At 36.3% G+C, this 12,649-nt stretch carries 11 protein-coding genes and 2 pseudogenes; 4 read left to right on the top strand and 9 right to left on the bottom strand.

All coding sequences use genetic code 11. The features are described 5' to 3' along the window. Positions 1 to 39: 39 nt before the first annotated feature. Positions 40 to 828, bottom strand: a complete 789-nt coding sequence (locus tag AC1MPL_RS03160; RefSeq protein ID WP_479764173.1) for a TorF family putative porin — start codon at positions 826 to 828, stop codon at positions 40 to 42. Positions 829 to 1,154: 326 nt separating this feature from the next. Here AC1MPL_RS03160 and AC1MPL_RS03155 point away from each other — a divergent pair, with 326 nt between their 5' ends. Continuing rightward, the gene (locus AC1MPL_RS03155) at positions 1,155 to 2,438 is read left to right on the top strand and encodes an OprD family outer membrane porin (RefSeq protein ID WP_479764171.1); all 1,284 of its coding nucleotides are present in this window, start codon (positions 1,155 to 1,157) and stop codon (positions 2,436 to 2,438) included. A gap of 57 nt (positions 2,439 to 2,495) precedes the next feature. Here AC1MPL_RS03155 and ppa read toward each other — a convergent pair whose 3' ends face one another. Together ppa and AC1MPL_RS03145 are read right to left on the bottom strand one after the other, a co-directional pair. Continuing rightward, a complete protein-coding gene (gene ppa / locus AC1MPL_RS03150; protein ID WP_479764169.1) occupies positions 2,496 to 3,020 on the bottom strand; it encodes an inorganic diphosphatase in 525 nt (174 codons plus the stop codon). A gap of 140 nt (positions 3,021 to 3,160) precedes the next feature. Continuing rightward, positions 3,161 to 3,391: pseudogene (locus tag AC1MPL_RS03145) on the bottom strand (MAPEG family protein); the annotation flags it as partial. Positions 3,392 to 3,449: 58 nt separating this feature from the next. Between AC1MPL_RS03145 and AC1MPL_RS03140 the strand changes: the two are divergent. Next, a protein-coding gene (locus tag AC1MPL_RS03140) for an IS3 family transposase (protein WP_479764079.1) occupies positions 3,450 to 4,615 on the top strand; the annotation gives its coding sequence in 2 pieces (ribosomal slippage) (positions 3,450 to 3,708 and positions 3,708 to 4,615; 1,167 coding nt in all). Positions 4,616 to 4,656: 41 nt separating this feature from the next. Here the strand turns inward: AC1MPL_RS03140 and AC1MPL_RS03135 are convergent. After that, positions 4,657 to 4,836: pseudogene (locus AC1MPL_RS03135) on the bottom strand (MAPEG family protein); the annotation flags it as partial. Positions 4,837 to 4,949: 113 nt separating this feature from the next. Between AC1MPL_RS03135 and AC1MPL_RS03130 the strand changes: the two are divergent. Together AC1MPL_RS03130 and AC1MPL_RS03125 are read left to right on the top strand one after the other, a co-directional pair. Further along, the gene (locus AC1MPL_RS03130) at positions 4,950 to 5,501 is read left to right on the top strand and encodes a DUF1440 domain-containing protein (protein ID WP_479764167.1); all 552 of its coding nucleotides are present in this window, start codon (positions 4,950 to 4,952) and stop codon (positions 5,499 to 5,501) included. A gap of 76 nt (positions 5,502 to 5,577) precedes the next feature. After that, complete coding sequence (locus AC1MPL_RS03125) at positions 5,578 to 5,976, top strand: hypothetical protein (RefSeq protein ID WP_479764165.1); 399 nt, start codon at positions 5,578 to 5,580, stop codon at positions 5,974 to 5,976. A gap of 18 nt (positions 5,977 to 5,994) precedes the next feature. Here the strand turns inward: AC1MPL_RS03125 and AC1MPL_RS03120 are convergent, their stop codons facing one another. The 5 genes from AC1MPL_RS03120 to AC1MPL_RS03100 form a co-directional block, all read right to left on the bottom strand. Beyond that, positions 5,995 to 7,671, bottom strand: coding sequence for an AMP-binding protein (locus tag AC1MPL_RS03120; RefSeq protein WP_479764163.1), 1,677 nt, complete (start codon positions 7,669 to 7,671; stop codon positions 5,995 to 5,997). Positions 7,672 to 7,790: 119 nt separating this feature from the next. After that, entirely contained in the window at positions 7,791 to 10,010 is a 2,220-nt protein-coding gene (gene parC, locus AC1MPL_RS03115) for a DNA topoisomerase IV subunit A (protein WP_479764161.1), read from the bottom strand. A 123-nt stretch (positions 10,011 to 10,133) separates the two neighbouring features. Next, positions 10,134 to 11,327 carry an MFS transporter gene (locus AC1MPL_RS03110; RefSeq protein ID WP_479764159.1) on the bottom strand — a complete coding sequence of 398 codons (1,194 nt, stop codon included), beginning with the start codon at positions 11,325 to 11,327 and terminating at the stop codon, positions 10,134 to 10,136. Positions 11,328 to 11,414: 87 nt separating this feature from the next. Beyond that, positions 11,415 to 12,056 (bottom strand): trimeric intracellular cation channel family protein, encoded by a 642-nt coding sequence (locus AC1MPL_RS03105; protein WP_479766141.1) that lies wholly within the window; start codon positions 12,054 to 12,056, stop codon positions 11,415 to 11,417. A gap of 80 nt (positions 12,057 to 12,136) precedes the next feature. Next, positions 12,137 to 12,607, bottom strand: coding sequence for a YchJ family protein (locus tag AC1MPL_RS03100; RefSeq protein ID WP_479764157.1), 471 nt, complete (start codon positions 12,605 to 12,607; stop codon positions 12,137 to 12,139). Positions 12,608 to 12,649: the final 42 nt, after the last annotated feature.

Genomic DNA, 12,649 nt, shown 5'->3' with positions numbered 1-12,649 from the left:
GCGCCAAAAGGCGCTTTTTTATTGCAACATCAAACTTAATTAAAAAGTTTTTGTAAGGCTAAACATTGCACCTGTATCTACACCACGTTTTGCAACATGGTTATAATCAGTCGTATCAATATTTGTTCCAACTGCATCTAATTCTGCTGTTAAGCCATTAATAGATTTAACATTATATGTTACACCTGCTTTCCAATCGATGTAATTATCATCATCACCATATACAGCAATTTTATGATCAGCTTTGCTATAACCTACACTTGCAACTCCGCCAAAACCTGTATCTGCAAATGGCACAGCATATGCTAAATTGAAGTTCCAATTATTAATACGATGCTCTTCAGCATTTTTCATTGAATTTCCACCATAGTTATTACTATAAGCAATACTTGGCGTAATAGTGTCACCTTTGACAATAGCATCAGCAAAAGCAAGACGAACATAAAATTCAGGATAGTTTAAGTCATGTCCACTCGGATAATTATAATAAGCAAGACCTGTATCTAATGTTGGTTGTAATGTACTTGAAAGTGGCAACTTCGTGGTATAACCAATCGAAGGGTCTAATTCCAAATGTGTAGAGCCTTCACCAAAATTAACATTTGAAGAGAATACACTAATATATGCACCAGATTCGTGCGCTAAGGTAAATGTACCTTGTAATGCAGGGTCATTTTGTGTCTGTGTTTGACCACGAAAACGGTAGTCAGAAGTCAGTGTAGCATTACCAGAAAAAGAAAGTCCGTACTGTTGCAAACCATTATCTGCTGCATTTGCTATGCCAGCCGTAGCTAAGACGCCAGTTACCAATAATAATTTATAAAACATATTTTCCCCTGAGCACATAAAAATGAAGATTGCTTAAATACAAGCAAATATCAAACCAAGTAGAATTGTATACATTAACAAAAATTTCATCATCATGAAACTTGGTATACTTTTTGCTAATTAAAATTGAAGAATATACAGTGTATCCTAACAGTATAGACACATATATCTAAAAAAAAGCATAGCAAATCCATATTTTATATATGACATATGGTAAATAAATTTGCAAAGACTGTTTTTTTTATTATAGATTAGTTAGTCTTTTGTTAACTCACTGTGTTTTGATTAGCTCCAAATTACAGTTACCTCATTGGGGAAATACATACATGCCAAAATTACACAAGAAACTTGCACTCGCACTTGTTGTACAAGCAGCGCTTCTTTCAACAGCATATGCAAGTGAACAGAGTGATTCAAAAGGGTTCGTTGAAGACTCAAAAGGCTCTATCCTACTTCGTAATGGTTGGATCAACCGTGATTTCACAACCAACGGTACATATACAAGTTCTTGGGGCCAAGGTGTTATTGGAAAGTTTGACTCAGGCTTTACACAGGGAACTGTAGGTGTTGGTGTTGGTGCATTAGGTGATTTTGCATTTAAGCTTGGTGATAACTCACATGCTGGCAACCAAATGCTATATAAAGATGGTAAAAAAGATATCTGGGCACGCGGTGGTGTTAATGTTAAAGCACGTGTTTCAAATACAACCGTTGTTTATGGTACACAATTCTTGCAATTACCTGTTTTAGCAGGAAATGATGCTCGACTATTGCCTGAGTATCATACAGGTACATTGGTTACAAGCCATGAGATTAAAGATCTAGAATTAGTATATGGTCACTTTACAAAAGACCAGTATTCTAATCAAATTAACACTGATAGTAACCACCTCAAACGTGTAGATGTTTGGGGTGCAAAGTATCAATTCACTAAAGAGTTACAAGGCTCATACTACGGTGCAGCATTCAAAAACGCTCTACAACGTCATTACTTAGATTTAAACTATAAGCTACCACTTGCTGCTGATCGCTCATTAACATTTGACTTAAATGGCTATCATACTCGATATGATGCTAGCCTAGACTCAAACAATGATGAAGAGCGTATTCTTTCATTCCCTACAGGCGCATATAATACAGAGAAGAAAAACAATATTTGGGCTGCTGCAGCTACATATAACCAAGGCCCTCATACAGGTATGCTTGCATATCAACAAAGTACAGGCGATGTTGGATATGACTACAATATTGTCGGTGATGGCGGTGGCTCTATTGCACTTCCAAACTCATACTTCTCAGACTTTAATGGGAACCATGAAAAATCACTACAAGCGATGTACTCTTTAGACTTTGGCGCACTTGGTGTTCCTGGTTTAACTTGGACAACTGCTTATGTATATGGTTGGAATATTCATGTTGCTGGCACGACAGATAATGCCAAAGAACGTGAAATCTTTAACCAAGTTAAATATACCGTTCAAAATGGTTTTGCTAAAGACTTAAGCTTTAAAGTACGTAACTCAACATATCGTGCAAATGCAAGCTACAATGCCTATGCAGGTAATACTAACGAATGGCGTCTATACTTAGAATATCCAATTAATTTCTAAGTAAAAGCTCTCAATAAAAAAGCCTTCATATGAAGGCTTTTTTATTATTTAAATATTTTATTTTGCTGCTGCAATTGCTTTTACAACTTCAGCTTTAGCAACATCTGCACCTTCCCAACCAGAAATTTTTACCCACTTACCAGGTTCTAAATCTTTATAGTGTGCAAAGAAGTGTTCGATTTGGCTAATAAGCAATTTTGGCAAATCTGTGTATTCTTGAATATCTGAGTAAAGTGCAGATAATTTTTCATGTGGAACTGCAACAAGTTTTGCATCAATACCACCATCATCTTCCATGTTTAACTTACCAACAGGACGACAACGAATTACTGAGCCTGGCTCAACTGGATGCGGTGTTACAACCAATACATCTAATGGATCGCCATCTTCAGAAAGTGTATTTGGTACATAACCATAGTTTGCAGGGTAAAACATTGTTGTTGCCATAAAACGGTCTACAAACAACGCATCAGAGTCTTTATCTACTTCATATTTAATTGGTGCAGCATTCGCTGGAATCTCAATGACAACATAAATATCATTTGGTGCATCTTTACCCGCAGGGATATTGCTATAGCTCATTTCAATACTCTTGTATTTACGATTGGTTATCTTGTTAATTATACATTTTACAGCAGTTTTTTCTAATTAAGTTGATGTAAAAGTAACTGAGCAATCATATCATTACATTTGTTCTTACAAAGAATGTTAGACCTTTAATATTATGTAAGCCTAATGACCAGTATCAATAGAAAAATTGGGCAACATATCGAAAGAAACCACATCACAGAACGAAGGCTACTCCAATTTGCCAAATAACAAACCGCATATAAAACTCGTAATATTAAATATGCACTCCCTAACACCATAATAACATGTTGATCAATTACCATATATTCTGCCATTAAAATAGCAGCAATAAATAAAGGTAACCCTTCAAAGCTATGATGTCTGCTGAAAAAACAGGAGGGTTTAACTTGGTAAACTATACATACTCATCAGGAGTTTACCATGAGCAAGAAACACAAGACGTATACGGCAGAATTTAAAGCTGAAGCGATCAAAGCAATAGAAGCCAATCAAGGCAATGTATCCCAAACAGCTAGAGAACTCGGCATTTCCATGCAAACCCTTTCGAACTGGAATACAAAGGCAAAGGCAGGGACTTTAGCCGGTACAAAACAGTATTCACCTGATCTAAATGCTTTACTCGAAGAAAATAAAAAACTTAAACAGCAGCTTAAAACAGCCGAAATGGAACGTGAATTTCTAAAAAAGGCAGCAGCGTACTTTGCCAAAGAAAGTCAGTAAGGTACGCCTATATGAAATCGCAAAGACACTTATTTCCTATTATTTTGATGGCTCGCTTACTTCACGTATCAGTTTCATGCTTTTATGATTGGCTAAAACAAGGTGTGAGTAAACAATCAATTCAGCGAAATCAACAAGCAATTTTGGTCAAAATAGCACATGAGGAAACGAAACAGAGCTATGGCTATATTCGTTTAACCAAGCATTTACAGGCTCAGGGCGTAAAAATTAGTGCCTATGCCGTTCGTCAGATAAAAAAGTTAAATCAGCTGTATTGTAAGCGCCACAAGCGTTTCAAAAGAACAACGAACAGTGACCATAACCGAGCGATCTATCCAAATTTGCTTGAACAACAATTCTCAATGATTAAACCAAATCAAGCGTGGTCGAGTGATATTACGTATATATGGACAACTGAAGGCTGGTTGTACTTAGCAGCTGTAAAAGACCTTTACACGAAACAAGTGGTTGGCTACAGCTTAAATGAGCGTATGACAGCCAAGCTTGTTTGTGATGCATTGAATATGGCTATTCGCAATCAAAAACCAACTAAGGACCTCATTGTGCATTCAGACAGAGGCAGCCAATATTGCGGTCATGAATATCGAAACTTACTTGAAAAATGTGGCTTTCAGGGTTCAATGAGCAAGCGTGGCGATTGTTACGATAATGCACCGATTGAAAGCTTCTGGGGCATACTCAAAAACGAATTGGTGCATCATCATAGCTATAAAACGAGGGAAGAAGCCAAAGCGGAGATTACAAAATACATAGAGTTATTTTATAATCAACGAAGAATTCAAAAAGGTTTGGATTTTAAGACACCAAATCAAATGGCAGAGGACTTTTGCAAGTTGGCTGCCTAAAATCTCCCAAGTGAAAGTCTCCTGATAATTCAGCACACATCACTATTTTGTTGGACTGCATTTGCTCTTGCAGCTAAACCATTTGTGTTAGATAAAAACTGACGTGGATTTTGATTATCTTTTAATGTAAAACCACCTACAACTTTTGCAATCATTGCAAATACATAAGGTAACAAACATGCACTTAGAATCAAATAAACTATGCCACTTATGCTTTGCATAAAATACCCTCTTAAACTTTAATCTATATCACAATAAATCATACAGGAAACTATTTTACTAGCTTATATATGTCAGCTATGATCAATACATACCAATAAAAAAAGAAAAATCTATGTTATGGAATAAGCTAAATTTAAAAATTCTAATGTTAGGAACATTAGTTGCAGGATTTATTAGCTCACTTGTAAAGTGGGGCTCTGAAGTCAATATGCCTCCACGAGTTGCTGGTGAAATTTCACCACCTGCTGCTCATATCAATTCATGGCTTAAACCATTTGGCATAGATGCACATAGTCTAGACTATGTTTATCAAGGTACAACCGTAAGTGGTGCTGTTACTCTTTATCATTGGATATTCAGTTTTATCTTTGCTTTTGTTTACATTTTTATCTCTGCATACTTTCCTAAAATTCGCACTTGGTATGGCACCTTATACGGTATAGTCATTACTGTAGTCATGCATGGCTTTTTAATACCAGCTTTAGGATTCAGATATCCTGTATATGATTCAAATATTAAAGGATGGCTCTGGAATTTAAATAGTTATGAATTCATAAGTGAAATTTTAGGACACATTTACTGGTCCTTCTCTATAGAAGTATCTTTTGTTTTTATTTTAGCAATTTTGTCTAAACCGATTAGAGGAAATCTATGGACACGCTAAAAATAGAGACAAATTTAACAAAAATTTAAAATCTCAAGTAACATAGTATCCGTTCACTTTGTTTTATGAGAAATACATGCCACAACCTGACCAACAAGAATTATTAAATGCTCTTGATCAACATCAAGTTGCTAAAAAAAAGCTTGACCGTATTTTAATGATTGTTCTACCTGTTATTGCATTTCTGATTAGCATAATGTGTGCAAACTGGACATGGTTTTCTACATTAGGAACAATTATAGTACTTACACTCGCATTTATTGCCGTTGGTATTCAGCGTTGGTCTATTACATTATGGCTCGCTATTATCATCATTTACTGTGGTATAGATAATTATTTTTGTTATGGTACGCTTGTTCTAAGCAAGTTAAAAATACAAGCACTTACCATGCTTGTGTTTACTATTATTTTTCATGTAGCTCGCCCATATCTAGACCAGATCATGCAACAAAGCCTTATAAAAAAAGACCGATAAATCGGTCTTTTTTCTTCCCTACCCTTGCTTACGCAAGTCCTTACGTAAAATTTTCCCAACATTCGATTTTGGTAATTCATCCATAAATTCAACAAAACGTGGACGTTTATAACCTGTCAAATTTGCCTTTGCATAAGCCAATAGCTCTTCTGTTGTTAATGATTTATCTTTCTTTACAACAAAAAGCTTAGGTGCTTCTCCTGAACGTTCGTCAGGTACACCTACAGCAGCCACTTCTAAAACCTTAGGATGCTGAGCAATAACTTCTTCAATTTCATTTGGATAAACATTAAATCCTGATACTAAAATCATGTCTTTTTTACGATCTACAATCTTAATATAGCCTCGCTCATCCATAATTCCAATATCACCCGAACGAAAGAAACCATCTTTTGTCATAACTTTTTCTGTTTCATCAGGACGATTCCAATAACCTTTCATGACTTGTGGACCACGAATACAGATTTCACCCTGCTCACCCAAAGGAACTTCATTACCATCATCATCTAAAATTGCAATATCTGTTGATGGTAAAGGAATACCTATTGTCCCTGTAAACTCTTCAGATACAGGTGGATTAAATACAACTGCTGGAGAAGTTTCAGACAGGCCGTAACCTTCATGAATAATCATTCCCGTATATTTTTTCCATGCCTCTGCTGTAGATGGTAAAACAGACATACCTCCACCAACTGCTATTTGCATTTGACTATGATCAAGTTGCTTAAATGTCTCATTATGTACAAGTGCATTAAATAAAGTATTTACTGCTGGAAAAACCGTCGGTTTAAATTTAGCAATTTCTTTCACTAATGCTGGCAAATCTCTTGGGTTTGGAATAAGTAGATTTGTTGCCCCTTGACACAACCCATAAAGTTCACAGATGGTAAATGCAAAAATATGATACAAAGGCAATGCAGCTAAAAAGCGATATTCAGGATTTTTAATTGTACGAAACTTACTTTCAAATAAGTTTTTAATTTGAAGCATATTTGCTGCTAGATTTCGGTGAGTCAGTTCTGCACCTTTCGAGATACCTGTTGTTCCGCCTGTATACTGCAAAATAAACGTATCATCTAAACTTAAAGAAGGACGTTTATATTGGTTTGGGTTTACCTGACTTAATGCCGTATTAAATGAGATATGACCAGGAATATGCCATTTAGGTATTTGTTTACGTACCGTACGTAAAACAAAATTGACGACAGCTCCTTTTACCATACCAAGCATATCGCCAACTGAAGCAACTACGACATGTTTTACAGGCGTTTTTCCAATTATTTTTTCATAAACTGAAGCAAAGTTTTCAAGAATAATAAGTGTTTCTACGCCTGCATCATTTAACTGATGCTCAAGCTCTCTTGCGGTATATAACGGATTTACATTCACCAAAATACAACCCGCTCGCAATATTCCTAAACTGGCAACTGGATATTGCAATACGTTCGGCATCATCACTGCAACACGCGTGCCTTTTTTAAGACCTAAGCTTTGTAAATAGCAGGCAAACTTTCGGCTTTCTAACTCAAGATCTGTATAAGTCAGCTTTTTATCCATAAAGATAAAGGCATCACGCGAGCCAAATTTTTGAAAACTTTCTTCAAATAGATCAATTAAAGAAGTGTTTTCAGGTGGCAGCTTGATCTCGTTTTGAATACCTGTTCGCTTGTACTCATCAAACCATATCTTTTCCATAATGCCAGCTAACTCCAGTTTAAGAATTTATTCATTATAAGCATGATTGTAAGTTGGCTCACTTCAAAGTTTACCAACAGAACTAATTTTCATAACACGCTATCTCGCTATAATCAAAATTATGTATAAACTTCAAGTTTATATGCTTTTTGATAACCACGAGGTAATACCTGTCCCTTACTTGCACGCTTGCCAATATACTTAGCCAAGTCATCCCCTTTCAGCTTCAGCTTTTGCTGTCCTGCTGTGACTTCTAAGATATCTGTTAACTGAAGTGGTTCAATGGCAAGTAATGACTCTGCTTTATCCAATTGTACTAATTTATTTCCTTTACCTTTGTTTAATATTGGCAATTCTGCCAATTCCATTACGAGCAAGCGACCTGCCGAGGTAAGAATTGCAAGATGTGTATGCGCTCTTATTGGTAATAATGGTAATGCTTGCGCGCCTTCAGGCAATGTCAAAAATGCCTTACCTGCTTTAGCATTGGTATCTAAAGACTGCGCCACCGTTTTAAAACCAAAACCTGCCGAGCTTGCCACTATTATTTCTTGCTTATCATCAGCAATATGAAGTTGAATAAAGTTCACACCACTTACAGGAGATAAACGAGAGCTTAAAGGTTCGCCCAAGCCTCTTGCAGAAGGCAGTGTAGAAATTGCTAATGCATAACTTCGTCCTGTCTCATCTAATATATATACACGCTGATTCGTCTTACCTACAGCATGACTTAAATATTGATCACCTGCACGATAATTCAGTTTTTCTGCATCAACATCAGCACCTTTTGCTGCACGCACCCAACCCGCTTGAGATAAAACTACAGTAACAGGTTCCGCAGGTACAAGATCTTGCTCTTTAATTTGTACTGCATCATCACGCGATACAATTTGTGAACGACGATCATCACCAAACCTTTTAGCATCAGACTTCAACTCATCAATAATCAATGCTTTTAACGACTCAGGATTTTCTAACTGCTCTCGAATAATGGCTGCGCGTGCAGATAACTCATCTTGCTCTTTACGAATTTCCATTTCTTGTAGCTTAGCTAAATGACGAAGTTTCAGCTCTAAAATTGCCTCTGCTTGAATCTCATCAATCGCAAACTTTTCCATCAAAACAGATTTAGGATCATCTTCTTCACGAATAATCTGAATCACTGTATCAATATCTAGATATGCAATGAGCAGACCTGACAATATATGCAGTCGTTTTTCTATTTTATTTAAATGATACTTTAAACGGCGCGTCACTGTATTCTTACGAATAGAAATCCATTCTAAAAGAATTTGACGAATAGATTTTACCTGCGGTTTACCATCTGCACCAATCATATTTAAATTGACACGATAACTACTTTCTAAATCTGTAGTTGCAAACAAATGGCTCATTACCATCGCAGCATCTACACGGTTCGAGCGTAAAACAATGACGAGTCGCGTTGGATTTTTATGATCAGATTCATCACGAATATCTGAAACCAAAGGCAGTTTCTTCGCCTGCATTTGGTCTGCAATTTGTGTAATTACTTTAGAACCTGACACCTGAAATGGCAGTTCATGAATAATAATTTCATTTTTTTCAACACTATAAAGTGCACGAACACGGTAACTTCCTCGCCCTGTCATTTGTATTTTTAACAAATCTTCAGGTGAAGTAATAATTTCCGCTTTGGTTGGTAAATCAGGCCCCGGAATATATTCGGCAACTTTTTGGTCGGTTAATTGTGGATTACGAATTAAAGCAATCGTTCCTTTAATGACTTCACGTAAATTATGAGGAGGAATGTCCGTTGCCATCCCCACAGCAATACCAGTTGTACCATTTAAAAGAATATTAGGAACACGGGCAGGTAAATTAATTGGTTCTTTTAATGAACCATCAAAGTTATCTTGCCAATCACAAGTACCTTGTCCAAGCTCCGAGAGTAATAACTCACTAAACTGTGAAAGTTTAGCTTCTGTATAACGCATGGCTGCAAAAGATTTTGGATCATCGGGTGACCCCCAATTCCCTTGTCCTTCAATAAAACGATAGCGATAGCTAAATGGCTGTGCCATTAACACCATTGCTTCATAACATGCCGAATCACCATGTGGGTGGTATTTACCTAAAACATCACCCACAGTACGTGCAGATTTTTTAGGCTTTCCGCTATGCTTTAAGCCCAGCTCACTCATTGCATAGACAATACGACGCTGTACAGGTTTTAAACCATCACTAATATGAGGTAATGCACGATCCATAATGACGTACATTGCATAGTTAAGATATGCTTGTTCAGTAAATTCTGCAACAGAACGGTTTTCAGTTGCATGATGAGTCAGACTAGACATAAATATAAACGGCCAATTCGTTATTTGTTATCTGTCGCCTATGCTAGTCTGTGCATCACATAAGAACAAGTGTTTGTATAGTTTTCGCTGATTTATTGATAACACACTGACATTCCATATACATCAACTTGGGTTTTGCGCATTCTTATTTAAGAAATACATCAAAATTACTGCAAAGACTGTAATAACACCAGCAACACCATATAAATTTTGCATACCAATAAGAGGAATAAGCAGTCCTGCAAGTGGCCCAATAAACATAAGTGCAATATCTAAGAATGCATTATAGACACCAAGCGCAGACCCCCTATTTTTTGTTTCTACTTGTTTAACTGCTTCTACACCAAGTGCAGGAAATACTAAAGAAAAACCCGCACCAACAAGGAAAGCACCCACATAAGCCAAACCAATATGCGTACTTCCCCAAATAAGAAGTAACCCTAATGCCTCTATAATGAATGAAAATAAGGACACTTTAATACCACCAAACTTAGGAATCATTTTTCCTAAAATAAGTCGGATAAATACAAAGCCAATACTAAATACACTTAAAGCATAGGCAGCATTTGGCCAGCCTTTCTCATGAAAATATAAAGTAATAAATGTAGAAATTACGCCAAAACCTACTGTTCCTAAAGCCAGTGCTGCGCCAAAAACCCATACTTTTGAAGCTACTTTTAAAAAAGCAATTTTTGTATCTACCTTTACACGAATTGTTGGCTTACGGTATGCCAAAATAAAACCTGTAACTGCCAAAACTAAAGTCGCTATTGCAAAAGCATATGTAGAAAAATGATTATTTAAATACACGCCAAGAGGTGCACCAAAAGCCATCGCTGAATAAGTTGCCACGCCATTCCAAGAAATGACACGTGCTGTTTCCGTACGATCTACAAGATTCATTCCCCATAACGTTGAACCTGTACTACCAAAACTTTCTCCTGCACCTAAACATAAGCGTCCAAGTGCAAACAAAATTAAACTTAAAGCGGGTTTATCCAAGCAAAAAACTGCAAAAATAGAAAAAATGCCACTCATACCGCAACAACTTAACCCAATAAGCACAACTTTACGCGCACCCAACATATCTGCCAGTTGTCCTGCTTTTGGTCGTGTTAATAATGTTGCTAAATATTGAATACTAATGATACCGCCTGCAATAAATGAACTATATTGCAGTTGCTGGCTGACAAGTTGAGGTAAAATCGCAAGCGGCAAACCAATAGATAAATAAGTAAAAAAAGTAAATATAACAACAGCGAGAATTTTTTTATTTAATTCATATTTCGACGTATTCGATGCTATTTGAGTATCCATACCGTTCTTTTTTACTCTATGATGAAGTGATTATAATTCAATCATAGAAACAGTTTTAGTTTTAGATACAAAACTATAAGGCTTTATTCAAATATCTTTAGAAGATGCTGATTGATCATCATCGTCCTGATAAATAAATTTTGGCATTTCTAGACCAAAATAAATGGCAATGACACGCAAACCAAAACCAAAAACTAGCGTTGTCACTACTGTCCATTCAAGCACTAAACCAAAATGCATACATAACCAATAGCAAATAACAGATACAAATGAAATACTGGCATATAACTCACGGCGAAAGACTAAAGGCACATCGTTACATAAAATATCTCTTAGAATCCCACCAGATACACCTGTCATAATTCCTGCTACAGCAGAAACTACAAAACCATGCCCCATTTGAATTGCAATCTGACAACCAATAATTGTAAAACAGATTAAACCGAGAGCATCTAAAAGCAAAAAAATAGAGCGTAAATGCTTCATCCAATTTGCAATAAAAATTGTGAATAATGCTGCACAGCAAGTGAGTACAAGATATTCAGGGTGCTTCACCCAACCGAGTGGATAATGCCCCAATAAAACATCTCTGACAGAACCACCACCTAATGCCGTTACACAAGCAATAAGAATCACACCAAACCAGTCCATACTCCTGCGTCCTGCAGAAAGTGCTCCAGTCATAGCTTCAGCAGTAATTGCAATAATATAAATAATAGTAAGAAGCAACACACCTTATTCCTTATATGGAGCATTATTGGTTTACAGAATAATGAATTTTAATCTTTTTTTCATGAAATATTTTAGCTTCATATATATTGGGCACAACAAAGCTTAAATTTCTTATTCGACCCACAAACACATGGTTGCTTCATCGTATATTTTTCTTCTAATGTTGGATCTAGAAAGTACCATTTATCTAAATGTTTTACAAAAAAAGAGTTCTCATGATGTGCATATGTTTTGCCATCTACCAAATAATATGCTTTGAACTCTACACTTGCATGATTTTTATCAAGGTTATCTTGATCGCTTAAAATCTCTAACCCCTGCCAGTCAGTCGTCTTACTCCAAGCCATCAATGCAGAAACATCTAAGAGATGTTGCTGATTCTTTGCAGTTGTTTTAACAATATAATCAACATTATGTTTTACAAATGCGCTGTACCGCGATCGCATTAACTGCCGTGCATTGTTTGCATATATCTTTCCTTCGTGTAAAGGAAAACAGCACTCTTGGTAACGTTCACCACCACAAGGACAAGTCTGATTATTTCCCATAAAAACAGCCCATATAAAATGGGCTATTTTAGAGTGATTCAA

The organism is Acinetobacter sp. N1-1 (assembly GCF_056711485.1).
The sequence above is the reverse complement of the archived record's forward strand: the minus strand, read 5'-3'. Positions and strand labels throughout refer to the sequence as shown.

Excerpts from the sequence above, each read along its gene's own strand:
- AC1MPL_RS03125 (WP_479764165.1), top strand. The coding sequence starts at position 5,578 with ATGCCACAACCTGACCAACAAGAATTATTAAATGCTCTTGATCAACAT.
- AC1MPL_RS03100 (WP_479764157.1), bottom strand. The coding sequence starts at position 12,607 with ATGGGAAATAATCAGACTTGTCCTTGTGGTGGTGAACGTTACCAAGAG.
- AC1MPL_RS03160 (WP_479764173.1), bottom strand. The coding sequence starts at position 828 with ATGTTTTATAAATTATTATTGGTAACTGGCGTCTTAGCTACGGCTGGC.
- parC (WP_479764161.1), bottom strand. The coding sequence starts at position 10,010 with ATGTCTAGTCTGACTCATCATGCAACTGAAAACCGTTCTGTTGCAGAA.
- ppa (WP_479764169.1), bottom strand. The coding sequence starts at position 3,020 with ATGAGCTATAGCAATATCCCTGCGGGTAAAGATGCACCAAATGATATT.
- AC1MPL_RS03110 (WP_479764159.1), bottom strand. The coding sequence starts at position 11,327 with ATGGATACTCAAATAGCATCGAATACGTCGAAATATGAATTAAATAAA.
- AC1MPL_RS03155 (WP_479764171.1), top strand. The coding sequence starts at position 1,155 with ATGCCAAAATTACACAAGAAACTTGCACTCGCACTTGTTGTACAAGCA.
- AC1MPL_RS03130 (WP_479764167.1), top strand. The coding sequence starts at position 4,950 with ATGTTATGGAATAAGCTAAATTTAAAAATTCTAATGTTAGGAACATTA.
- AC1MPL_RS03120 (WP_479764163.1), bottom strand. The coding sequence starts at position 7,671 with ATGGAAAAGATATGGTTTGATGAGTACAAGCGAACAGGTATTCAAAAC.